General features: G+C 46.2%; 17 protein-coding genes. 11 read left to right on the top strand and 6 right to left on the bottom strand.

The features are described from left to right. Positions 1 to 67 precede the first annotated feature (67 nt). A complete protein-coding gene (locus R7Z10_RS02040; protein WP_258614457.1) occupies positions 68 to 817 on the bottom strand; it encodes an HpcH/HpaI aldolase/citrate lyase family protein in 750 nt (249 codons plus the stop codon). Between the two features lie 289 nt (positions 818 to 1,106). On the opposite strand from R7Z10_RS02040, the gene hisD reads away from it, so the two are divergent. From hisD to R7Z10_RS02020, 4 genes are all read left to right on the top strand, one after another. Beyond that, positions 1,107 to 2,399 carry a histidinol dehydrogenase gene (gene hisD / locus R7Z10_RS02035; RefSeq protein WP_005374756.1) on the top strand — a complete coding sequence of 431 codons (1,293 nt, stop codon included), beginning with the start codon at positions 1,107 to 1,109 and terminating at the stop codon, positions 2,397 to 2,399. Between the two features lies 1 nt (position 2,400). After that, complete coding sequence (locus R7Z10_RS02030) at positions 2,401 to 3,135, top strand: SDR family NAD(P)-dependent oxidoreductase (protein ID WP_151515261.1); 735 nt, start codon at positions 2,401 to 2,403, stop codon at positions 3,133 to 3,135. An 83-nt stretch (positions 3,136 to 3,218) separates the two neighbouring features. Then, entirely contained in the window at positions 3,219 to 4,223 is a 1,005-nt protein-coding gene (locus R7Z10_RS02025; protein WP_151515262.1) for a cupin domain-containing protein, read from the top strand. A gap of 1 nt (position 4,224) precedes the next feature. Continuing rightward, complete coding sequence (locus R7Z10_RS02020) at positions 4,225 to 4,944, top strand: alpha/beta fold hydrolase (RefSeq protein WP_151515263.1); 720 nt, start codon at positions 4,225 to 4,227, stop codon at positions 4,942 to 4,944. Positions 4,945 to 5,007: 63 nt separating this feature from the next. Here the strand turns inward: R7Z10_RS02020 and R7Z10_RS02015 are convergent, their stop codons facing one another. From R7Z10_RS02015 to R7Z10_RS02005, 3 genes are all read right to left on the bottom strand, one after another. Further along, positions 5,008 to 6,093, bottom strand: a complete 1,086-nt coding sequence (locus R7Z10_RS02015) for a porin (protein ID WP_039974032.1) — start codon at positions 6,091 to 6,093, stop codon at positions 5,008 to 5,010. Positions 6,094 to 6,270: 177 nt separating this feature from the next. Continuing rightward, the gene (locus R7Z10_RS02010; RefSeq protein WP_005374772.1) at positions 6,271 to 7,287 is read right to left on the bottom strand and encodes a nuclear transport factor 2 family protein; all 1,017 of its coding nucleotides are present in this window, start codon (positions 7,285 to 7,287) and stop codon (positions 6,271 to 6,273) included. A gap of 101 nt (positions 7,288 to 7,388) precedes the next feature. Beyond that, positions 7,389 to 8,684, bottom strand: a complete 1,296-nt coding sequence (locus R7Z10_RS02005; RefSeq protein WP_045390635.1) for an MFS transporter — start codon at positions 8,682 to 8,684, stop codon at positions 7,389 to 7,391. 338 nt (positions 8,685 to 9,022) lie between these two features. Between R7Z10_RS02005 and R7Z10_RS02000 the strand changes: the two genes are divergently transcribed. Beyond that, positions 9,023 to 10,564: a sodium:solute symporter gene (locus R7Z10_RS02000; protein ID WP_318103794.1), complete on the top strand. Its 1,542-nt coding sequence runs from the start codon at positions 9,023 to 9,025 to the stop codon at positions 10,562 to 10,564. An 11-nt stretch (positions 10,565 to 10,575) separates the two neighbouring features. Continuing rightward, positions 10,576 to 11,946, top strand: a complete 1,371-nt coding sequence (locus tag R7Z10_RS01995; RefSeq protein WP_318103791.1) for an L-serine ammonia-lyase — start codon at positions 10,576 to 10,578, stop codon at positions 11,944 to 11,946. Positions 11,947 to 12,024: 78 nt separating this feature from the next. Here R7Z10_RS01995 and glgX read toward each other — a convergent pair whose 3' ends face one another. Continuing rightward, the gene (glgX, locus tag R7Z10_RS01990; protein ID WP_213906959.1) at positions 12,025 to 14,016 is read right to left on the bottom strand and encodes a glycogen debranching protein GlgX; all 1,992 of its coding nucleotides are present in this window, start codon (positions 14,014 to 14,016) and stop codon (positions 12,025 to 12,027) included. A 446-nt stretch (positions 14,017 to 14,462) separates the two neighbouring features. On the opposite strand from glgX, the gene R7Z10_RS01985 reads away from it, so the two are divergent. The 5 genes from R7Z10_RS01985 to R7Z10_RS01965 all read left to right on the top strand — a co-directional run bounded on the left by R7Z10_RS01985 (position 14,463) and on the right by R7Z10_RS01965 (position 21,150). After that, entirely contained in the window at positions 14,463 to 15,734 is a 1,272-nt protein-coding gene (locus tag R7Z10_RS01985) for a maltoporin (RefSeq protein ID WP_005374784.1), read from the top strand. 100 nt (positions 15,735 to 15,834) lie between these two features. Continuing rightward, complete coding sequence (locus tag R7Z10_RS01980; RefSeq protein ID WP_005374786.1) at positions 15,835 to 16,644, top strand: MalM family protein; 810 nt, start codon at positions 15,835 to 15,837, stop codon at positions 16,642 to 16,644. Between the two features lie 317 nt (positions 16,645 to 16,961). Then, on the top strand, positions 16,962 to 17,468 hold the full coding sequence (locus R7Z10_RS01975; protein WP_017634473.1) for a hypothetical protein: 507 nt from the start codon (positions 16,962 to 16,964) through the stop codon (positions 17,466 to 17,468). Positions 17,469 to 17,588: 120 nt separating this feature from the next. Further along, positions 17,589 to 19,202 carry an alpha-amylase family glycosyl hydrolase gene (locus R7Z10_RS01970; protein ID WP_318103788.1) on the top strand — a complete coding sequence of 538 codons (1,614 nt, stop codon included), beginning with the start codon at positions 17,589 to 17,591 and terminating at the stop codon, positions 19,200 to 19,202. A 331-nt stretch (positions 19,203 to 19,533) separates the two neighbouring features. Further along, on the top strand, positions 19,534 to 21,150 hold the full coding sequence (locus R7Z10_RS01965; RefSeq protein ID WP_138939479.1) for an endonuclease: 1,617 nt from the start codon (positions 19,534 to 19,536) through the stop codon (positions 21,148 to 21,150). A 99-nt stretch (positions 21,151 to 21,249) separates the two neighbouring features. On the opposite strand, the gene pulA is transcribed toward R7Z10_RS01965, so the two are convergent. Beyond that, the gene (gene pulA, locus R7Z10_RS01960; RefSeq protein WP_318103785.1) at positions 21,250 to 25,239 is read right to left on the bottom strand and encodes a pullulanase-type alpha-1,6-glucosidase; all 3,990 of its coding nucleotides are present in this window, start codon (positions 25,237 to 25,239) and stop codon (positions 21,250 to 21,252) included. Positions 25,240 to 25,618: the final 379 nt, after the last annotated feature.

Genomic DNA, 25,618 nt, shown 5'->3' with positions numbered 1-25,618 from the left:
GTGTATGGGCTAGGGGATTTCTGTGTCTAGAGCATTACATTGATAAGGCGTAAATATCAGAGAAAACTCAAGAATTCATCACATTTCTCTCTTGTTTGAAGCCATCAATGATCATTTTGTGTTCAGACCCAACACAAAAGAAGCTAACGCCGAGTTCACGCCATTCCCGAGCTTGTTGAGCCGTCGCGACAAACATGCCAACAGGTTTATTGGCGGCTCTGGCCGCTTCGATTACTCGCATACTTGCTTGTGCGACTTTCTCATCATGAACGCTATCAGCACCATAAGCGACAGTGAGATCAACTTGGCCAATGAAGAGCGCATCAATACCTTCAACATTGGCAATCGCTTCAACATTTTCGACCCCTTGAGGGTCTTCAATTTGTGCAATGACAATCGTATTCGCACGGCTGTCTTTTAAGTGTTCAACCATGGGCTTAGTGGCGTATTGCGCTGCTCGACTGGAACCAGCATACCCTCGGCCACCTTCTCCGTAATGGCAGATTTTCGCCAGTTGCGTCGCTTGCTCAGCAGTACAAACATGGGGAATTTGTACACCCGCCGCGCCACAGTCAAGCGCGTTCAAAATGGTTGAAGGAGCGCTGTCTTGTACTCGTACCACGCACGCGAGGCCATTCGCTCTGGCCGCCATGATGCACAGATCAAGCGAGGAACGATCGAAAGGTGCGTGCTCTGCATCCAGTACCACAAAAGGCAACTCTGCCAGTGCCAATACCTCGATAATGTGAGGATGAGGGGTTTTAACAAATGTACCTAATAGCGTTTCTTTAGTCAGACGTTGCTTAAAATTGCTCATAATTCTCTCCTTTGCAAAGGTATGCAAAAACTAACACGGTGAAATGTAAATGATGAGTAAAAATGATGTGATCTAAAACTCATTTTTGATTAAAAATTAAACTCAATCAAGGTCCTTATTACTTACTTTTATTTGTTTAAATTAATCAATACAAAGGCTTAAGGGTGGTTTTTTTGGTTTGTTGACTTAACTTGTCAAATGTTAATTAAGTGTTTAATCTGATTTTGCATTCGTATCCAAAAGCATAAAAATAACCGTTCGTCAGCCTCAATGTTCAAGGAGAAACCCAATGGCACGCATTTTAAAAAACGGAATCACTGAAGAAGCATCAGCATCAAACGACGCAAAAGTGCGTCAGATTGTTGAAAACATTCTTGCTGATATTGAATCGAAAGGTGATAGCGCTGTACGTGAGTTGTCTGAAAAGTTTGATAACTGGTCGCCGGAGCAATTCCGCCTGTCAGAAGAGCAAATCCAAGCCTGTGTGGATGCGCTTGATGAATCGACTCGTCATGATATCGAGTTCGCTCAGCAACAAGTTCGAAACTTTGCTCAAATTCAGCGTGACTCAATGAAAGACGTCGAAGTAGAAACCATGCCTGGTGTGGTACTGGGGCATAAAAATATTCCAGTCAACAGCGTGGGTTGTTACATCCCTGGCGGTAAATACCCATTGGTTGCATCCGCTCACATGAGTGTACTGACGGCGAAAGTCGCGGGCGTAAAACGTGTTATTGCTTGTGCGCCTCCGTTTAACGGCCAGCCGAACGTCGCGATTGTCGCTGCGATGGCAATGGCGGGTGCGGATGAAATCTACTGCTTCGGTGGTGTTCAGGCGGTAGGTGCAATGGCTCTTGGTACAGAGACTATTGCGCCAGTCGATATGATTGTAGGGCCGGGTAACGCATTTGTGGCAGAGGCAAAACGTCAGTTGTTTGGTCGCGTTGGTATCGATTTGTTTGCAGGGCCAACGGAAACCTTGGTCATTGCTGATGAGAAAGGCTGTGACCCGGAATTGGCAGCGGCAGACTTGCTTGGTCAGGCTGAGCATGGTTACAACTCTCCCGCTGTATTGTTGACCAATAGCGAAACATTTGCGCAAGAAACCATCAAAGAAATTGAACGTCAGTTAACCATTCTTCCAACGGCTGAAGTCGCGGGTAAAGCGTGGGCAGATTACGGACAAGTGATTGTGTGTGATAGCTACGAAGAAATGGTGGAAGTGGCAGACGATATTGCGTCTGAACACGTTCAAGTTATGACCGAAGATCCTAAATACTTCCTAGATAACATGACCAACTACGGTGCCTTGTTCCTAGGTCGTGAAACCAACGTTTCTTACGGCGATAAATGTATTGGTACCAACCATACACTGCCAACGAAGAAAGCGGCGCGATACACCGGTGGTCTTTGGGTAGGTAAATTTATCAAGACCTGTACTTACCAGCGTGTAACGGAAGCTGCGTCGCTAAAAGTCGGTGAGTACTGCTCTCGCTTGTGTGCACTCGAAGGTTTTGCTGGCCACAAAGAGCAAGCGGATATTCGTGTGCGCCGTTACAAAGGCAAAGTAGAAGAGGCGTAATATGTCGAAACTTGCCTTAGTCACAGGCGGCAGTGGCGGACTGGGTGCCGCCATTTGTCGCAAGCTGGCTCAATCTGGATATCGCGTAATTCTGACTTACAACAGTAATCAGAAAGCGGCCGAGGATGTGCTTTCTTCGCTGCCACGTAACGAGCATCTAGCATTCAAACTGAACGTGGCAGATTCTAGTGCGATTGAACAGCTTAAACATCAAGTCAGTGAAATAAGCGACAAGCTGGATTTGTTGGTCAACTGTGCGGGGATGACGAAATTCGTCGCGCACTCTGATTTGCAAAGCTTAGATGATCAACTGTTTGACCAAATTTTCCAAGTGAACGTCCGTGCGCCTTTTGCCATGGTTCGAGCGTTTGAGCCTTGGCTTAAGCAAGCCAATGGTTGTGTGGTGAACATTACTTCTATCGCGGCACAGACTGCGATGGGGAGCAACATTGCTTACTGTGCAAGTAAATCTGCCGCGGAGAACATGACCCGTTCTTTAGCTCGCGCTCTGTCTCCCGAGGTTCGCGTTTTGGCTGTTGCTCCAGGGCTTGTCGACACTGAGTTTGTCAAAGGCTTGGATGACGCATGGCGTAATCAACAAGAACAATCCACACCGCTTAAGCGTTTAGCCAATGATGAAGAAGTCGCTCAAGCCGTGTACGCCGCAGCAGAAGTTTTGACCTTCTCGACAGGCAATACCATCGCGGTTGATGGTGGGCGACCTTTAGGTCTGTAACACACTTTTGGTCTGTAACTAACTTTAGGCTTGTAACTAACAATTCAAAGGCTAGGTCCAAACAAGGACAACAAGGATTTACAATGACTCTACAATCTAAAATGAATAATAACCTGGTCCGCTACATGGAACTGATTCCGGGTACGAGTGCGTTTATTGATGCGCGCACGCCAGGCAGTGATCTCAAAGATAACTTTTGTATTATCGGTGCAGGGGTGGCAGAGAGCAGTCGTCAGCATGTTCATATTCGCGATACGGCGGGCTTTAATATTGGTGCTGCAGGCCAACCGCCGGGCATCAAAAATTCGTTACATTCTCATCGCACCGCTGAGCTTTTCTTGGTGTTCAAAGGTCAGTTCCGTTTTTATTGGGGGAACGATGGAGAGCATGAGGCGGTGTTGTCTCACGGTGACGTCATCTCGATTCCAACCAATCTCTTCCGTGGATTTGAAGTGGTTGGCCGCGATTACGGCTTTATGTTCTCGGTACTTGGCGGCGACGATTCAGGTGGCGGCGTTATTTGGCATCCAAACGTTATTAAAGACAGTCAAGGTTATGGTTTATACCTCAAAGCCGATGGCACACTCGTGGACACCATTAATGGCGACCCGGTGCCACAAGAATCAGAATTGATGCCGCTGCTTACCGAAGAAGAGCTCGCGACCTTCGATACCTACACCGCAGAAGAGATGATGCCATTTGTCGCTCTGCAAAAAGATTATCGTGAAATCAAAGGCGATTTCAGCGGAAGCAACGTGAAACAATACGCCTTAACGGGTCACCCTTTGGCGAGCTATGACTTCCAAGTAAAGAGTGAAGATGAAGTGAGCATCATGGCTTATGAGCTTTCTGAAGGTGGCTCGATTCCTCAACACTGCCGAGAAGAAAAACAAGTACTTATCAACTTTGATGGCGATACTGAAGTGGTCCTCACGCATCAAGGCGAACAAGCGAGTGTTGTTTTAACGCGCGGTGATGTGTTGAATGTTCCAGAAGGTGCGTCTTATTCACTGACGAACTTGCGTGGTAATAGTTTGACGTATTGTATTCTTGGGTCTGATCAACCAAAGCCGCTTGCAGGAGAATAAAATGACGCAACCCACCTCGTTAGTTTGGCTACCCGGACTACTTTGTGATGGCACATTGTTTGAGGATATTAACCGAGCGTTGCCAAGTTGGGTTGAGCCTTCATGCCCGACGCTGGCTTCATTGCCGTCAATGGAACAGCTGGCGCAGAGAGTGTTGCAAGACGCACCGCAGGAGTTTGTCTTGGGTGGCTTATCAATGGGTGGGATTCTTGCCTTTGAGGTGTACCGTCAAGCGCCAAACAGAGTCAAAGGCTTGATCCTCATGGATACCAATGCAGCAGATGAAAAGCCAGAGGTGACACAAAAGCGTGATGCACTGGTTAATCAGGCATTAAATGGTGAGTTTGAACGCATTACGCCTGACACTCTGATGCCTGTGCTGATTCATCCAAGCCGTTTGCAAGACAAAGCGTTAACTGAGCGTATAGAAGGCATGGCGGTCAATGTAGGTTTGGAGGCATTTGAAGCACATGCTAAAGCGTTAGCAACTCGCCCGGATGCTCGACCTTTATTGGCGGACATTCAAGCTCCTACGTTGGTGATAACAGGTAAAGAAGATAAGCTTTGTCCGCTAGACAATCATCTGCTCATGGAGAGATGCATCCCAAACGTCACGCTTCATGTTATCCCTGAGTGTGGGCATCTATCTACGCTTGAGCAGCCTTTAATTATTAGTGAAGTGATGACTACTTGGCTTCAAGATAACTTTGCTTTGTGTTGATAAGAACTTCATCACTCACCACCTTAAGGCTACTTGGGTATAGGTGGTGAGCGATGAGTATTATCAGAAGTAGTAGCGAATACCTGCCGCGAATTGATCATCACGGTTTTCGAATTTGCTGCCATCGTACTGATCTTTACCTAGGTCGAACTGGTATTCAGTCCAAACTAGGAATTTGTTCTTCTGGAAGTGGTATTCAAGACCAGGGATCAGCAAGTTACGCTCATAACCTTGTGTCTCGTCACCGCGATCTTCCATGTAGTTGTAGTTCAACGTTGGGCGTAGGCCGTTGTCGAAGTGGTAGTAAGTGTAGATTTCGCCACCTAGGGTATCGAACATTACGTCCGTACCGCCTTGGCTTACCGCTTCCCAGTTTTCGCCAACGTGGAAAGTCGCACCCGCGTAGAAGCCACCGTTGCTGTAGTTTGCGCCCAATAGCATGATGCGCATGTTGTCGCCGTTTTCTACGCCAACCACGCTTGCGTCTAGATCCGCAACTTCATTTTGATGGTAAGCCGCACCAAGTGTTACGCCATCAACGGGTTTGTAAGTGATAGACGCACCCATGCCGTTTTTCAGTGAGGCTGTCGCATTGCTTGCTAGAGCAACATCTTCACGCGTGGTTTGGTAAGTAAAGCCGTAGCTCACTTTGTCATTAATTGAATTACGGTACGTAATTGAGTTTTCTGCACGACCTGCACCTGATGCGATACCCCAGTCAGCTAGGTTGTAAACACCTGAGCCACGAGTACCGAATACACGACCTAAATCGGTGTACCATGCTACGTCGTAGAAGGTAGACCACTGCTTAGTACCCGCAGCAATCTTGCCGTATTTTTCGTGATCAACACCTGCGTATAGCAAGCGGTCGTAAATGTTGTCGCCGTTCGCGCCAGAGTTGTAGCCCCATTCCGCGTGACCGAAACCAGTCCAGCCGTTATCCAGACCCATTTGGCCTTTCAAACCGAAACGTGAGCTGCCGCTATTCCATTCGCCGTTGTCATCACCGCCACGGTCTTGGTAGCGAAGATCGAAACGGCCATCGATGGTTAAGCTGTCACCAGCGTCATTAACAAAAGTGTGTGCAGCAAAGGCTGAGCTAGAAGTAAGCGCTGCTAAAATCACTGCAGAAAGGGTCGACTTTTTCATCATCAATCTCATTATTCAGGGCGCAGAAAGCCACCGTGCGTTCATGCCCGTTGTGAATAAGGGTTCTATCTTGAGGTTGTGCCCCATCCTTGAGGCACGAGTTGGGAGCATGTCGCCTGAACCGAGAGGGGATTCAGGCAACATAAAGGCGGTTTGACAATCCGCCCCTAGGACTTCTTATAGAGAAGGGTTTAGGATCTGTTGAGTACGCTCGAACACGTCTAGACCTTGCTGTTTTAGCCAGTAAGGAAGGTCGATCAGTACCCAGTTCTCAGATAGCTTGTCGCCATCACGGTAGTAAACGTCAACCACTTGCATGTCTGCACGTACTTCACCACCTGTCATACCTAGGAAACCACCGATTGGCGTGTTAGATAGGTTTGGCCAGCCGAAGAAACAAGAGAAGTTACCTTCTGCGAAACGACATACGTGGCCGTTAAACTTCTTGTCTTTCAGGTTGTTACGGAACGGCAATTGGTGCTGCTGTTGGTAACGAGGAATTGTGTAAGACGCACCGATACCACATGGACCGTACCAGATCATGTCTTTAGACCAGCTCTTCTCAAGAACTTCTGGTGGGCAACCCATAGCGCCGCTGTCGTTCAGTGCAGATAGGTCATCAACCATCTTGTTCACTAGTGCTAGTGTTGCTACGCCTTCTTCTGGTGCTGCGTCTTCGAACAGTAGACCGTCGTGGTTACGAGGACCAGGGTATACGAAGTGCTTACCTGTTGATGGTGGTAGTGGGTAACAACCCGCTTGGTCCATCGCGCCTAGAAGGTCTAGGAATAGGCCAGTCTTAGTGATCTTGCCGTTTTCAACACAGTTAAATTCTGCGTAACGGATGTTCATGATTTTGCCAGTTGGGCGCATGCCTAGGTATTCAGCGTCGAATAGACCCATGAAGTGACCCATGCTCATTACCCAGATTTCACCTGATGTTACTTCGTTCTCACCACCGATGAAGATGTCTTGACGACGCTGCATGCGAGTCATTGATTTCATCAAAGGAGCCCAGAAAACGTCAGCCGCTGCTTGAGCGCCTTGTTGCTCACGGAATGGGTAAACACCACGCCATAGGTAATCTTCTGAAGTGTGTGCTTTTAGTACTTCTGCCACGTTCTCGTGAGTTGCGTTTTCCATTGCGCTGAAGTATTCACGTACAACGCGTTTCGCTTCTTGATATTTAGACATAATAAACTCTCTTATTTGCTGTCGAGTCGGCTTTGGGAACAGGACTCGAAATTAAGTTTTTTCATCCGGCCGGGGAGCCAGCCGGAGTTTTTGAAATTCAGTTACGCTTTTGCTGCTTCGGCTTTTTTGCTCTTATCGAACACGCCGCCTTTTAGTGTCTCTGGCAGTGATAGCCATAGAAGACCAGCAAGGATCCATACGATTGGTGAACCCCACATTGCGGTTTGTAGGTCGGTACGCTCTTGGATGAAGATAAGTACCATTGGTGCCCACATACCGAGGATACGACCACCGTGGAATAGCGCCGCGCCGTAGCTACGTAGGTGTGCTGGGAACAGTTCTGAGAAGTAACCACCCCATACCGCTGAAGAAGACAGGCCGAAGTTGTAAATCAGACCAAGTAGAGCCAGCATGTTTAGGCCGCCAATCACCATGTCGCCAGGTGCAACAAAGAAGATTGAAACCATGATGCCCGCTAGGATGAAGCCAAACGCGTTCACCTTACGACCGAATTTGTCAGCTACCCAACCCCAGAACCACGCACCAAACAGTGAACCAAATGCTGAGATAGAGAAGATGAGACCGATGGTTGCACCGTCGAACATACGTACATCACGTAGGTATGTGGTTACGAAGCCACCAAAGAATTGGAAACCGTAGAAGTTAAGGCCAGCCAGTAATAGACACGTTAGTGTGATCTTACGGTAAGGCTTGCTTAGCATTTCGCCCCAAGAGCCTTTTTTCGCTGGTGCATTTGATTCTTCTACTTTTGCTTGCTCTTCTTCACCGTAAGCGATCACTTTGCTGTCGCTAGGTAGTACAAAGATCATGACCACAGCGGCTGCCAATGGTGGGATACCACCTACAAGCATTAGGCTTTCCCATGGTGCATCAATGCTTGCAATAAATGCTGCATACGCACCCATTACCATCAGTGCTACAGAGAACATAGAAGACGCGAATGCCGTCAACTTACCACGTACCGTTGGCGTAAATAGGCCGATCATTAGGCTTACTGCCACGGTGAAGTAACCACCCAGTGACAAACCAATGATGAAACGCATTGCTGCCCATGTTGCGTAGTCGGTGAACATCATATTGATGATCGTTGCGCCACCGTTTAGGGCTGTGATGGTAATAAGAGTGGATTTCTTACCAAATTTTGTTGCGAACCAAGCACAGCTCAATGCACCGATAAGTGCACCAACCGACTGCCATGTATAGAACTGGGCAGTGTCTGACAGGCTAATACCATCATACGCTTCAACGATGTATGGGCGTACGTAGTCAATAATTACAAAGTTATAACAATAGAAAAAGTAACCAACCAGTATCGCTAGATAGGCAGCTACCCTTTGAATCATAGGAACTTCGCTCATGTGTCTTTTGGCATTCATGACCGATAAACCTCTATTTCACTTAGGATTTGTTGCTATTCAAACTTAATGAACACGATCTTATTTGGATCATCTTCGATTTCGTGTCGGGGTGAATCATAGTTTTTTTAAGGTTATTAGATCCGTGATCAAAATCAATTTTAAAATGAATGCGTACCCATTTTGTGGGTTTTAGTGACAAGGATCTCACTAATCGGCGTTTTTGGCGATTTTGAATACATTTTCGCCTATATTGGTGATAATAATCACACTTACAGTGGGATTGTCGTTTAAAAATGCCTTTTTACAGTAATATCTGGGCATAATAATTAGCTACCCAGAATTAGGAAAACCTTAAAATGGTTACGTACTCAAGTTTTGTGGTGATTGCGTTATATGTAGCAATTACCATACTAATCAGCTATTTAGTGAATAAGCGCTACAGCAATGGTGGCGACTTTTCCACGGGTGGAAAGCAATTTGGCTGGTTTACGGCGGGTGTTTCGATACTTGCGACTTACATTAGTGCGATGACGTTTGTAGGGATGCCTGGTTGGGTTTATAGCTCTGGCATGGAAGCGATGAGTATTCACCTTAACTATCCCATCGTTATCTTTTTCACTGTTATTTTCTTTGTGCCTGTTTTTTATAAGCTGGGTCTGACTTCGATTTATGAATACCTTGAGCACCGCTTTGGGGTGTATGCAAGAACCATCAACTCGATTGTGTTCATTGTGGTTCAATGTATCTCAGCGGGTGTGATTTTGTATGCCGTGGCGCTGATCTTAGTGCAAGTTCTGCCTATCAGTATTTCTGAAGCCATTATCTACATTAGTATTTTCACCGCTTGCTATACCTATGCGGGCGGGATCTCCACGGTTATCTGGACCGATATGTTGCAATCTGCAGTATTGGTGGCAGGCAGCATCGCTATCTTTGCCATTCTAATGACAGAGATTAATGCGGCAGATTACCTTTCTCGTGATCACTTGAATATCATCAACTTAGACTTTGATTTGGGCGTGGATACCACACTCTGGGCTGGCGTGGTTGCCGTGAGCTTTTTGCATTTGAGTGTGTACGGCACCAACCAATTGATCATCCAACGTACGTTAGCGACGAGATGTGAAAAGACGGCGCAGAAGTCGATGCTGTTGTGTGGTTACGGTGCGTTTTTCGTGTACTTGTTCTTCGCGGTACTCGGTGTTCTTTTGAGTGTTTTCTATCAAGATCAATCGTTTGAAAACAGCAACGAAGTGATTTTGGATTTTGTATTCAACCACACTAACCCTATTGTGGTTGGTTTGATCATTTCCGCATTGGCGGCGGCCGCAATGTCGACGCTGGACTCGACCTACAACTCGATGGCGACCGTCGCGACGTTCGATATCTACAAGCGTTTCGTTCGCAAGAGTGCCGATGATGAGCACTACGAAAAAGTCGCAAGAAAGATGAGTTTGCTCGCTGCGGCCATGGTGGTAGTGCCAGCTCTTCTGGCGGTATCGAATGAATCGGTACTCAAAACCATCGCTAGCCTGACTTCCATCTTTGTTGGTATCCGTTTGGGTTCATTCGTGCTTGGTTTATTCTGGGCGAAAGCCAATGAGAAAGGCGTGATCGTTGGCAGTATCATGAGTGTGATTGCGGTGTTTACTGCCATGTATCTCGACGTGGCTTGGCCATGGTTCGCGCCAATTGGTACGTTTGTCTTCCTTTTGTTTGGTGTGTTAGTAAGCCGTCGTTGGGGCGCTGTGACTGCCGAGCAACATATTTTTATCAATAATCAAAAACATCTTTTTGCAAAGCCAACCGCAAGCCATTACGGGCTATTGGTGTTCGCTGTGGCGACCATCGCTGCTTGTATGGTTCTCCCTGATTGGCTTTATGCTGCATTGTCGTAATAGGTAAGTTTATGCTGTCCATCTTTGATATTTACAAGATTGGTGTGGGCCCTTCTAGCTCTCACACCAATGGTCCAATGATCGCGGGTTACCACTTCACTCGTTTGATTGAATCGAACTTGGCAAAAGTGGTTCGTATTCAAGTCGATTTATACGGCTCACTCTCGTTAACGGGGATTGGTCACCATACTGACCGCGCAACGATTTTGGGTCTGTTGGGTAACAAACCAGATACCATCAAAATCGCTTCTGCGAATAAAGCGATGCGCAAGGCGATTGAAGAGGGCATGATGTCTGTCGATGGCCGTCATGAAATCGAATTCAACTACAAAACGGACATGTTGTTCCATGAAGAGAACCTTCCTCTGCATGAGAATGGCATGACGATTACTGCGTTAGATGCGCACGGCAATCAGGTTGGGTTTGAAACTTACTACTCAATCGGTGGTGGTTTCATCGCAACGGCGGATGAACTGCAAAATGGCAGTGCGACTGCTCCCGTTGAAGTTGAGTTTCCATTCTCCAGTGCGGACGAAATGTTGGCACAGGCAGAGAAGAACGGCATGAGCCTCGGCGGCATGATTCTGAAAAACGAACAAGCGTTTCAGGAAATGGAAGCCATCAATCAACGCGCAGAACAGATCTGGCGTGTGATGACGCGTTGCATGGAGCGTGGTTTCGAAACAGAAGGTATTTTGGATGGCGGTTTGAACGTGACCCGCCGTGCGCCAAACTTGTTGAAGAAGCTTGAAGCAAATGCAGCAATCGAAAACGATCCAATGGAAATTATGGATTGGATTAACCTGTTTGCTTTTGCTGTGAGTGAAGAAAACGCGGCTGGTGGACAAGTCGTAACGTCGCCAACTAATGGTGCGGCGGGTGTGATTCCGGCGGTATTGATGTACTACCATCGCTTCATCAAAGAGCTTGATACTAAACAGCTTAAAGACTTCCTTGCTGTGTCCGGTGCGATTGGCATTTTGTACAAAACTAATGCGTCTATTTCGGGTGCCGAAGTAGGTTGTCAGGGCGAAGTCGGTGTTTCTTCTTCTATGGCGGCAGCTGGCTTGACCGCGCTGCGTGGTGGTAGTAATGAGCAAATTTGTATTGCGGCCGAGATCGCCATGGAGCACTCACTAGGCATGACTTGTGACCCAATTGGTGGCTTAGTGCAAGTACCGTGTATTGAGCGTAATGCAATGGGTGCAATGAAAGCGATCAATGCATCTCGCATGGCACTAAAGCGTAATAGTAAATGTTTGATCTCGTTGGATAAGGTGATTGAAACCATGTACCAAACGGGCAAGGACATGAACAAGAAATACCGCGAGACGTCACAGGGTGGGTTAGCTTTGATTCACCTAGCGCCGCCTTGCGAATAATGAGTTAGGCACATCTAACCAACAAAAAAGCCGAAGCACTGAGATGCATCGGCTTTCCTTTTTTGGAGCGTTTATAACTTAGCTACGCGTTTGCTCACCTTTTGGTGTGCTTTGGATTGGTTGATAGTGCAAAATCACCATCGAGGTGGGTGACAGCAAGACTTCGCCTTCAGCATGTCCTGGGTTGAGGTTACGTACGTTTGTATCACAGATCGTCACCCATTCTTGCTTTCGCTCATTGGGGAGCTTAAAGCGCGCTGTGGCGTTAGTTTGGTTGATGAGGTAAACCAGCTCTTGCCCTTCTTTACCGATACCAAGGTGAAGTGCGACAGAGCTTAAACGGTTCCAATCATCGTGCTCCATTAAGCGACCGTCTGTACGGCGCCAGAAAATACGGTTGTTATTGCGGTTTTCGCCACTGAAAGCTCGGATAAATGGCACCATGTATTGATTTCGGTTGGCGACCATTTGTGACATCCATGCTTTGAAATGTTGCTTACGTTCTGTCTCTTCCCAGTTCAGCCAACTGGTTTCGTTGTCTTGGCAATAGGCATTATTGTTACCACCTTGGGTGTGAGACAACACGTCAGCAGTGAGAATGTGTGGGATACCGAAGGCAAACAGCAAGCTAGCAATAAGGTTGCGTTTTTGCTTCTCACGCGTGGCGATGATCATCAGATTTTCTGTCTCGCCCTCAACACCGTAGTTTTCTGAACGATTGTCACCGTGACCGTCGCGATTTTCTTCGCCATTGGCTTCGTTATGTTTGTGCTTGTAAGACACTAAATCTTGCAGTGTGAAGCCATCGTGATACGTGATGTAATTTACGGTGAGTTTGTATGGCCAGTTCGCTGCACTATAAATGTCACGAGAGCCCATTAATCGAGTGGCAAACTCTTTTAAATAGCCTTGATCACCGCGCCAAAAACTGCGGGAAATATCACGCAGTTTGTCATTACATTCGTTCCAACCAAATGGAAAGTTACCCACTTGGTAGCCATTTGGACCAATATCCCAAGGCTCGGCAATCAATTTGGTTTCACGCAAAATTGGGTCTTGCGCAACGGCTTTAAAGAAAGCTGCTTCTGGGTTGTAATCATCGCCCTGTCGACCTAACGTTGCAGCCAAGTCAAAACGGAAGCCATCGACTTTAAATTCGCTAACCCAGTAGCGTAATGTATCCATCACAAGGTTTAACGCTGGTTGGTAGGTGAGATCGACTGTATTTCCGCAGCCAGTGTAATTGGCGAAGTGGTTGCCATGTTTGATGTAAAAACAGGAATCGAGGGCCTTCAGGTTGAAGATTGTAGGCCCTTCACCACCTTCAGCAGTGTGGTTGTAAACCACGTCGAGAATCACTTCGATACCGTTTTTATGCAATTCGCGAATTGTTGTTTTTAATTCCGTAACGGCGTCTTGTTCTGCGTAGCGCGGATCGGGCACCATAAAGAGATAAGGGTTGTATCCCCAATAATTGACCTTTTCCATCTCTAGTAGGTGAGGCTCATGCATGCATGCTGCGACAGGTAGCAATTGCAGCGTGTTGATGTTTTGCTGTTTGTAAAAGGCCAGCATTTCAGGTGATGCAAGACCTAAGTAGCGCCCCTTCAGCTTGTCTTCAACCTCTGGGTGGCGTTGGGTAAGCCCTTTGACGTGCGTCTCAAACAACACCATCTCTTCTCTGGGTATACGCGGGTGATCCGTGTTTTGCCAGTCAAAATCATCTTCGATAACGACGCACTTCGGCATATCGAAACTTTTGGCTGGAGAGTAGGGAGGGTGATAGTGGAGGGCTTTATCTATTGATTTTGCGTACGGATCAGAAATTAACAGTGGCTCGTCCTTGTGGGAGACAAGATAACCGTATTTTTGCCCCGGCTTAATATCTGGAATAAAAGTATGACGTATGCCAGCGTATTCATTCGGTAAACCGCGAAGCTCGTAGCTGCCATCGTCTGCAAACAATGCCAGTTGAATGTCTTTTACGCCCGGAGCATGAATAGAGAAGTTACAGCCTTCTTTATTTAATGTTGCGCCCAGGGGGTAGGGGCGAGAGAGAAGTCGTGTCATCGGAGATACTTTATTTAATATTTATTGCTACCTTTAGGAAACTATAAGTTAAAAACTTTGTCTTACTAAGGTCAACCACCCTAAATATAAAAATATTCGTGTAATTTAATTACTTTATGTGACGGCTTAGAGTCAAAAATATGAAATGGCTATCACTTTGTAGCGGCTCAAAACCGAACAAACTTACTAATTCCTCCCTAGATTGGTGATCTGACTCGAAAAAACACCATTCGGTAAATTTTCTACTCCCTTCTCATCCCCCTTAAATTAGTTTAGGGCGGAGGAAGTCATCCTTGTACGCCTCGGGTAATCTCACAACTGTTGAAACAAACGGGGATTCGTTCCCATCTTACCTCTCTTTCTTTAGGTGTGTTTTTACTGCCTATATTCACCTAAAAGAGTGAGCAGGGAAGACAGAATTATAAATACCCTTAATGGAGTTAAGAATGAAAAAAGTAAGTGCAATTGCTGCTGCTGTAGCTGCAACTTTAGCTGCTGGTTCTGCATTCGCAGTGGATTTCCACGGTTACATGCGTGCTGGCGTTGGCGTGAACGCTGACGGTGGTCAACAATTAACATTCGAAAAGAACAAGATCGGTCGTCTAGGTAATGAAAGCGATATCTACGGCGAGATTCAACTAGGTAAAGAAGTTTACAACAACAACGGCAAAACGTTCTACGTAGACTCTATGGTTGCAATGACTTCTAACGGTTCAAACGACTGGGAAAGCACTTCTGCTAACTGTGGTTTGGATAACGGCGAAGTGAAATGTGTAGACGATGCACAATTCGCACTACGTCAGTTCAACGTTCAAGCTAAAGGCCTACTAAACTTTGCTCCTGAAGCAACGCTTTGGGCAGGTAAACGCTACTACCAACGTCACGACATTCATATCTCTGACTTCTACTACTGGAACATCTCTGGCGCGGGCGCTGGTGTTGAAGGTATCGAAGCTGGTCCTGGTAAAGTTTCTTTCGCTTGGGTTCGTAACGACCGCGGCGATATCGCAGACCCAGGCAACGATGGTGGCGCAACAAACGTAAACACTCTAGACGTACGTTACGCAGGTCTTCCTCTATGGGACAACGGCTCTCTAGAAATGGGCTTGAACTACGCAATTCTTAACGAAACTGACGCTGCGCCAAACGGCACTAAAGATGCGAAAAACGGCGTAATGTTCACAGCAGAATTGACTCAAGGTCTAGACGCTGGTTTCAACAAAACAGTGCTTCAGTACGGTACTGAAGGTTACTCTAAAACAATGGCATTCTACGGCGACGGTAGCTGGTACGGCGCAGAAGCTGACAACGGTGCATCTGGTTACCGCCTAATCAACTGGGGTGTAATCGGCATGGGCGACAGCTGGGAAATGGGTCACCAGTTAGTGTACGGTGTTGGTGAAGACATGTGGGCTGGCCAAGACAAGTGGGAAACAATGTCTGTTGTTGTTCGTCCAATGTACAAATGGGATGACAACCACAAAACTATTTTCGAAGCTGGTTACGCTATCGACGATAACGACGGCGAAGAAAACAAATACGGTAAGCTAACTGTTGCTCAAGCATGGTCTGCTGGCTCTAGCTTCTGGGCTCGTCCTGAGATCCGTGTTTACGCTTCTTACCTAACGGCTGACAAAGAAGACAACTCAAACACATTTGACAACGGTCGTTCAGACGATACGTTCCAGTTCGGTGTACAAGCTGAAGCTTGGTGGTAATCATCTAACCACTAAGTCCTAAATTGTCCTAGAATGATACAGCCAGAACTTATCTGGCTGTATTTATTTAAAAAACAATAAAGAGTCGAGGTAGACAGTAATGAAAAAATGGCTTGCTCCCGTACTGCTGGGCATGTTGGCTACTGGTTGTGCGTCTGTAGAACAAGTAGAGATGAGTCCAAAAGGTCAGCAACAAGTGATCACGCAATCGGGTGATATTCAATGGGTACCGCTTAACGTGCCTGTGGTTACTGAATTCGCTTTGACTGATAAAAGCCAAATGTTGTTGGATGGTAACAGTGCTGGCGCTATTGCAGCGTTTGCTCTTCCAGGTAACCGTGGCAGTCTCGATATCAAATTAGAGACATTCGTAAGTAAAGAACTTCAATTTTATGCTCCTAATGTCGCAGTGATGAACTCGGCAGGAGAAACCATTTACCAAGCAGATTTTTCAAAGTTTAAGTATGAACCAGCAAAACTGTTGGACAACGATAAATTCGTACTTGATCTCAATGTGATTCCAGACATGACAGGTAACGATCTGCATGTGTTGGTTTACACGACTTCCGCCGATCTAAAAGGAAGTACACAAGTTTTACACCCTGCAAAAGCCTTCGCCATGGCGCGTCACACTCAGCCGCCAGATATTGCAGACCCTCTAGCGAAACATAGCCCACTTGGTCAGTTCCGCTTTTCGGTATCCGCGAATGATATTGTGAATACTAAGATTGTTGCGAAAAACGATAACATTCCCCAAGGTACGGACCTTACTAGCTACTACTACAGCTCAATTGAAGCGGCAGTCGCAGCGAATGATATTCCGAAAGCGCTCACTTTGCTTGATGAAGCAAAAGAACTGGGTATCGAAGGTGCGCAACAAGTGTTTGTGAAAGCCGTAAATAGAAAATAATCAGATAAAAAAAGGTCAGCGAAATGCTGACCTTTTTCATAGAAAATAAACTAATAAAAATACCCCTACATAGAGTTACCTTATTCACATAATTATTTTTATTACTTTGTTTTTTATATAGGTTGGATCAATAATTAATGGCAGTTCCTAATTTATTTTGTGTACTTAGGAAATAAACAAACTTCTCAAAGTGATTTAAATTCGCAATCTGACGATATTTATTTGGCGTTTGATATTTCCATTTTAATAACGATTAATATTTCTTTTAACCGTTGAGTTTATTTTGCTTTGGATATACTAAAAAGGAATTACGTGAAATGAACATGATGAAGACCTCTCTTGCTGCTGCCCTACTTGTTGCCTTAGTAGGTTGTCAATCGACGGCAGAACCTGAAGCGGCCACAGAGCCAGTTGTTAATATGTCTCAAGACGAAGTGGTTGCTTTCATGAAAGCGTGTGACAACCCAGACAGCACGGCGAAAGGACCTATTTCTAAACCACTATTTGTGGTGGGTACTTTTGCGGATTCCGATTGGAAACACGTGCCTCAGCGTCAATACACCTACAAAGGGAATAATTTCTACCAAGCCGTGGTTCAAGAAAAAGTAGGCTCCTACAAAATGCAGTATGCGACCGAATTATGGTTCCCACAATTTACCGCAAAAGGTAATCGAATGAACGTTGGTGAATTAACACCATTAACATTTGGTGGTTACGGTACGGATACTTCGGTTGATATTAAAGAAGATGGTAAATATGTATGGAGTCTTCAGTTTGAAGGCAAAGGCAAACCTGTTCATGTCATGGTAAATAAGTGCCAATAATATTCCATTCAATTATTTAAAATCTATTTTTATTTATTAACCCCTGCATGAAACACATGTCGGGGTTAATTTTATTACTCAAATTTCCGTAGTTTATTTGAGTAAGTTAGGGAGAATAAAATGCGTAATATCCTACGTAACCATCGCCTGTCTCGATCGTTGCTTGCGTTAAGTGTGATTGGTGCTTTATCTGCGTGTAATTCTTCTGGTGGTGGCGACACTAATAGTAGCACTCCGCTACCGGATACCAGTTATGCTTGCCAAGCCAATGTCATGGCGCAAAGTAACCAACTTCGTACTTATCAAATCATGGTAGAGAGTTTTGTAGATGGTGATGCGAGCATTGGTCACGGTACAGGTTATGGCACCAGCCATCATAACGGCGATTTGCAAGGAGTGATTGATTCACTCGATTACATCCAAGATTTAGGGATGAACGCGATTTGGTTGACGCCAGTTTTTGAATCGGAAGCGATAGCGGGCCAAGAACACTGGGCCGATCGTCTGGATGCCACGGGCTACTTTGCTACGGATTACTTCACCATTGATCCACGTTTTGGTGATTTAGAAACGGCGAGAACCTTGGTCGAAGAAGCACACAAACGCGGTTTGTACGTGTTTTTTGATGGCGTATTTGGCCACCATAAGAATGGTTTGATCAAACCATCTCCCTCCGGTTTGTTGCCATCGGGATCGAGCAACCCCGTTGATTACCCAGCCAGTCTCGATTTCTACAAAGAAGTGGCAACGTATTGGATCAAAGAACTGAAGATTGACGGCTGGCGTTTAGATCAAGCCTATCAAGTTCCGACAGACGCTTGGACACAACTTCGTAAAGCCGTCGATGAAGCCTCACAAAGTGTGACGTACACCAATAGCAAAGGCGAACAAGTGAATCCGTTGGGTTACATGCTGGCAGAGATTTGGAAAGGGGAGTCTGAGATCGCGAATGAGGCGTATGGATCGAACAGCGATCCGGCATTGTGCTCTGCGTTTGACTTCCCTATGCGATATCGCCTCGTTGAAACTTTGGCCGTGAATGAGAGCGGCGTGGGTGGTCGCGGTGCGGATTGGTTAGACAACGGCTACAGCACACACAACCAATATCCAACACATGCGCAGCCGAATTTGATGATCGGCAACCATGATTTAGTGCGCTTTGGTGACTTGTTACAGCGCGGAAACTTGGCGGATGTGAATGATGCAGAATATTGGTTACGCCATAAAGCCGCGTTTGCTTTCCAAGCGGCGTACACCGGGCCAATCACGTTGTACTACGGTGATGAAATCGGGGATCAAGTGGATGGTTTTGCCGCAAAAGAAGACAACAGCACCTGCGCCATTCAAGGTTTGTGCGATGATCACGTTGCGCGCAGTAGTGCGAAAATTGAAGGCGTGACGGCGACGCTTGATGCAAACCAAGCCGATCTCAAATCTTATGTGACATCGCTGATGACAATGCGCGATGCGCATCCTGCACTTTATCAAGGGTCACGCACGAATTTAGTTGCGAGTAACGGCAGTTATGTGGACTTGAAACAATCTGGTTCGGACAAAGTCTTGTTTGCGCTAAATACCTTACAGAGCGCTAGAAGCGTCACTCTTACTCAGGAGAGTGTTGGTACTGGTGAGTTGGTGGATTTGCTCACGAATGAAAAAATTACTCCGAGTAATGGTCAATATCAGATTCTGATGTCGCCACTACAAGGACGATTCTTTGCGGTAAAACCTTAAGGAATTATCCAGAATTGATGCTCACCAGTTGAGCTGACCACAAGCTTTCTTATAAACAAGCCAAGTGTTGTTGCTGACCCCCATAGGCTCACACTTGGCTTTTTTCTGTCTGTTTTACTTTTCCCTTAATGGTTTTACGACGATGTAGCCAACAAGTTGCTTCGCTTTTTGTATTGGCATTTGTTTTCAGCAGATGGATATTTGTGAGATAAGCTGCACATTAAAAAGTAAATTAACACTTGTGCAACGTAAAAATGTGATTGAAGGATTACTTATGCCCCACTAATATGTTTATCGTGTTTGGGATTTATATAACTAATGGAAAAGTATAATGAAATCCATAACAAACTCCCTCTGTCTCCTTGCTGCTGTTAGCTCTCCGTTTGCATATAGCCAAATTATCAACGGTGACTTTGAGCAGTGGAATGGCAATGTACCTACGCAGTGGTCAGAGATTGACGCGGGCATTACAGTGTCGCCAAGCAGCGAGCAAATCAAATCGGGTGGTCTGGCTGCCCAGGTCGTCGTGAATACAGGTACCCAAAGTAACACCGACTTTTTGCAAACCATTAATGTGGAGCAAGGGAAAACCTATCCGTTTTCTGTCTCGGTTTATCATACCGAAGGAAATGTAAAAGCACGTCTGGTGGTTGATGGTTATCACAATTACTCGAACCCACAACAGATAAACCAGTGGCAAGAGCTCGCGCACAACTACACAGCGAGCTCGAACAAGACCATCAACGTCGGTTTGCGTTTTTACGATGAAGCCAGTTTTGATGGCTCAGAAGTTGTCTACGTCGATAATTTTCAACCGACCGAGACAAGTACACAACCTCCTGTAGAAAATTGTAGTGATCATGAGGTGGTTCTTACACTCACGACGGACAACTATGGCTCAGAAACTAGCTGGGAGTTGAAAAATAGCCAAGCGCAAGTGCTTTTCTCTGGTCAGGGGTATGAGTCGTCAACCTCTGTAGATAAGACCATGTGTTTGGCCGATGGTAACTACCAATTTACGATTCAAGACAGCTATGGCGACGGCATTTGCTGTGGCAATGGTTCGGGGTCTTACGCGTTGAAGGTGGGAGATAAGACTCTTGCTTCTGGCGCTGAATTCTCGAAAAGTGAAACCACCGATTTTAACTTAGGTGACACAACGACGACCCCACCAGTGGTTGATGGTTACTATCAAGCGGCATCTGGTAAGACGGGATACGCTCTAAAAACAGCGTTGTTTAACATTATCAATAATCACTCCAGCCGAGGTTATTCTGCGGTGTGGACCTTGGTAAAAGATGCCGATATTGATCGTTATTATGAAAATGATGGCTCTATTCTCGATATGTACTCTGAAAAGCCATCTGCTAGCGATACAGTAAGCTTTACCAAAGTCACAGACCAATGTGGCCAATACAAAACGGAAGGGGATTGCTACAACCGTGAGCACTCTTTTCCGAAAAGCTGGTTTGGCGGTAAGGTTGAGCCGATGAACTCAGACGGTCATCACTTGTTTGCAACTGATGGTTATGTAAACGCGAAGCGCAGTAATTGGCCATTTGGTGAAGTGGGCACCGCGACCTACGTGTCTAGTAATGGCTCTAAACTTGGCCAAGCAAGCACTAGTCTGGGCTACTCCGGTACGGTGTTTGAGCCGATCGATGAGTTTAAAGGCGACTTCGCCCGTGCTTATTTCTACATGGCAACCCGCTATGAAAATATTGTAGGTAACTGGGAAGGCAATTCAAGCAATGCGGATGCTGTCCTTGATGGTTCAAGTTCAACGGTTTTTGAACCTTGGATGTTAAACATGCTGAAACGTTGGCACAAAAATGATCCCGTTAGTGAAAAAGAACGAAACCGCAATCAACAAGTGTTTGATTTTCAGGGCAATCGTAATCCATTCATTGATCATCCTGAGTTTGTTGAACAGATTTGGGGAAACTAACACCTTTTTGATTTTGGTATCCACCATTTAGTGACGCCAACAAAACAAAGGGGAAGCGTGATGCTTCCCCTTTTTCATTACGGATGTTTTTAAATGAAACTAGTTTTTCGTTACCGTCACGATTGGCGCCGACTTGTCAGCCGCGTTGAAGTGGAAGTTGTAATTTCCTGCTTCTGCAATCGCAATTTTCAGGTTTGCACTACCGCCACCGACTTCCATCGTTAGCGCTTTACCAAGCTCAACACTGCCTTCGCCACCGAAGTTGGTGTCTGCTGCCCAGTCTGCGCTCGCAACTTTCATTTCGTAGTTGCCCGCCGCTAGGTCAATGTCTAGCGAATAAACGTCATTTGCAACATAGCTGAACTTCGCTGTTGAGTCTTGTGCTGGAGCATCCCATGTAGTGATAGTGCCACGTAAGTATAGTGCTGTTTCACCGAATGTTGGTGCATCTGCTGATTTGGTCACTGACACGACCGGTTTTTCTACGCTTTCATCTTGAACATGCAGCGCGTTCAGAGTGAAGTTGTACTTACCTGTTTCAGCAACAGACAGCTTACAGTTACCTTCTGAACCTAATTCTAGTGAACCAGAAGCTATATTCGCAGCATCACAACCGATGTTTGGATTTGCCCAACCAGAGTCCGCGAATTTGAATTCGTGCTCACCTGCTTCAAGAACGCCAGTTACAGAGTACATACCGTTGCCAATAAAGGTCATCGCCCAATCACTGCTATCAGACCACTCGTTCATCGTGCCTTTCACGTAAACAACGGTTTCGCCGTAAGGAGGAATACTCGATACGTCTTTGTTATCCGTGTTTACTGGTAGGCCAGCACCTTGTGCGCCGTTTTGTGGCTGCACGAATACCGCTGTTGTCAGTGCTGGTACTGTGAACGTTTCATTGGTGAAGCTTGCACCTTTCACGATGTCATCCGCAGAGTTTTGTTGAACTTCATGTAACTCGAAACTAGTTGCACCGGCAACTTTGAAAGATTTCTCAGTTGATGTTGAGTTCACAACCGCCACGATAGCATCGTAGTTCGAATCTAAATCGGCACCTGCTGATGTACCATCGTCGATAGACATCACAATCAAGCCTTCCATTTGGTTTTTCCCTACGTTGCGGAAGTCAACACGGTTCATCACTTCTTGCGCGGTATCTAGGCGGAACAGTTCGCTTGTGCTACGGATTTTTAGTAGCTCTAGGAATTGTTGCTTAGTCAGCTCGATGTCGGTTGAATCTGGTTTCGCAGTGCTGTCACCAACGATGGTTTTGATCAGCTCCCAGTTTGCCCCGTCTTTGTCTTCACGTGGTAGACCAACGTTCCAGTTATTGTCGCTTCCGTCGAAGAATACACGGTTGAACCAGTCACCAGAATCGTACGAGTCGCGCTGCATAGATTTAGAGCGCAATAGCTCAGAACCCATGTGGATGAATGGAATGCCTTGACCAAGCATCACCGTTGATAGGGACACAGACTGCATACGTGCACGCTCGGCAGATGAAGTGCCTGTCGCAATCTTGTAGGCGTTGTTATCCCACAATGTTTGGTTGTCGTGCTTAGACACGTAAGAGATGTTCTCTGATGGCACTTTTGTGTAGCCTGCAGGCGCACCATTGTAATCAACGTTCTTACCCAGCTTGGTTTCGCCTTTGTAATCAAGAAGGATGTAGTCAGCCAAGTTACCAGCCATACCTAGACGAACCAGATCTTGGTTGTGTAAACGACCATTCACCGACTCTGCGTCAGTTTTGGTTTCTTCGTTAGGGTAAGCGGCGTTACCAAAGCCTTGGTTAAAGCGAAGTGGGTGCTTACCTTCAGAATCTACACCGCCATCAAACGGGCTTCCGCCACGAACTGCGTCACGCAGACGATCAGAGAAAGTACCGATTTCTGTCCCCGCCATGTTGACTTGTGTCGCCTGATCGAAGCGAGCGTTTTGCGCGACTTCACCAAAGTCCCAACCTTCGCCGTAGAACAAGGTATTCGGGTCAATTTCACGGACTTTTTCAAGTGCGTAAACCATCACATCTTTCGGCTGGTGGCCCATAAGGTCAAAACGGAAACCATCGACTTTATAGTCATCCGCCCATACCATCAATGAGTCAACCATTAGTTTACCCATCATCAAGTTCTCGGTTGCGGTGTTATCACAACAGGTTGAGTTTTCGACGCCGCCAGTGTTGACGTTTAGGCGGTGGTAGTACCCAGGGACAATCTTATCCAGTACTGATTTTTCGTTCACACCAGATGCATTTGTGTGGTTGTACACGACGTCCATGACCAGTTTCAGATCCATTTTATGCGTCGCTTGAACCATTTCGCGGAACTCAAGAATACGCTTAGACCCGTTAGGATCGGTCGCATAACTGCCTTCTGGCACGGTGTAGTGGTAAGGGTCGTAACCCCAGTTGAAGCTGTCTAGCATGCGAAGATCGTTCATCAACGCTTGTGCTTTGCCCGTTGTTGGGTCGTAGCTATTTAATACCTCTTCAATCACTTTGCCGTCATCTTCGGTCTCACAAATGGAGGCTTCTGGCTTGATGCCACAAAGTTTACCCACGGTGTCGGTGATATCGACTCGCTTGTCAGCGTCTTCATCCACGGTTGCAATATCAAATGCTGGCAAGATATGTAGCGTTGTTAGGCCAGCATCTTTTAAAGCTTGTAAGTGAGATACAGACTCACGCTCAGGTTCTGTAAGCGCCAGATATTTGCCATCAAGACTTGGTGTGCCTTTGCTGTCGTTAAAGCTGAAATCACGAATGTGTGACTCGTAAAGGACGTGGTCTTCGTCTTTTTTAACCGTTGGGCGTGCGTAGTTTTTCCAATCTTGAGGCATTAAGCTTGGATCATCTAAATCAACCACTTGCGAGTATCGTGAGTTCTTAGACAAGCTCATTGAATATGGGTCTGTTACTAAACGCGTTTCAACGACGCCAGTTGTTGGGTGGTATACCTTAACTTGGTAGCGATAGTATTTGTTGACAACGTTGCTTTGTGCCTCAGAAACCCAGATACCTGTTGCTGGGTCTTCCGTCATGGCAACGGTCGCTTCTTCTGCTAAGTTTTCATCGTAGATTATCAGATCAACATCTTGGGCAGTTGGTGCCCATAGTTTGAAGGTTGCGGCACCGCCTTCCACAATCGCACCGAGTTCTTGACCGATCGCGTTACCTGCCTTGGAATCGGCAAACACCGCATCCAAAACGCCCGGTTTTTGCACTTCAGTTGCAGAAATGACGTCACCATTTGCGTTGTAAGCCACCATAACGATTTGTGACTTCAGGATCGTACGCAAGGTCGCGTCATCGACATCGATACCTGCAGCTTGAAGGCTAGCAAGGTGACGGAAGCGTGATTTCAGACCATCAGACAACTCACCAGCTTTTATCAGCTCAACCGCTGTACCGCCAGAGATTTGCTTATCTTCATCCATTTTGATGTCATTGCTAAGGCTGTAGAACAGCTTCATGGAATCCGCACTGGTCGCCGCTTCCCATGCAATGGTGTTGGCGTCTAACCAATGGGCTTTTTGACCATCAATATCAACAGGGCGCTCTTCTATTGGCTCGTAGTAAAGTTCACTGCTGCCGTGGAAGCCAAACAAACCTTTCGATTCGCCGATTTTCGTCAACTCTACTTTTGAGTTTGCGCTGCCGAACGCTTTCTCATCACCTTTGTGCAGAATGAAGTTCATGCATTCGTGTGGGTCAGAGGCGTCTGGGTTTATTTTCAGTACGTAGTAAGCACCGTAGGTGTCGTTGATGCCATCGAATGGGTGTGGCGCAGACCAATCCGTTCCTGTTCCCGGAATGCCCATTGCGTCTAAATCTGTGCTGGTACAGCCCTCACCGTTCCATAGGTGCAAGCCCCAACCTTCGTAGTCGCTTGCTGTTGAAGCTGATGCTACGTCACGTTTGTAATAAATGACGACTTCGTTCTCTCCCGCAGGGTACAAGCCTGAGCCAGGGTTCGTCGTATCTTCGTTCGTGCTATCACTACCACAACCGCTGATTACCGCGACGGAAATCAAAGGCAGTACGGTTTTGGCAATTGTTGATAATTTAAATGTCTTATTGTCCACGTTTACAAATCCATTGTTATTGAATTGATATTGAGCTGCGCGCTGCCTTCGCTGACTCAATCATCAAGAAGGTTTTGCACACGCTAGAAAGGCAGATGCCAAAAAAGGAAATGTTCAATTAGATGCTAATACACTGAATCATCAGCAAAATGTGAGAGCAGGCAGTTAAGTTTTTTACAAGTGAAAATTTTCTGTCACAGTCGATTTTGTTCACAAATTAAATAATAAAACAGACGCATAGTGAGAGGTTCTGCACATCATTAAAATGTAAATTTTTATGGGATGAGTAAGGGGGGATGATAGGGGATGAGAATGTCTCAGCCCCAAAACCGTGATTAAGTTCTATAAAAATGAGGGCTATATTTTTCTTTTAAAAATA

Source organism: Vibrio sp. Vb1018, assembly GCF_033338775.1.
Classification (GTDB): domain Bacteria; phylum Pseudomonadota; class Gammaproteobacteria; order Enterobacterales; family Vibrionaceae; genus Vibrio; species Vibrio alginolyticus.
This window is presented reverse-complemented; position numbering and strand designations above follow the sequence as displayed.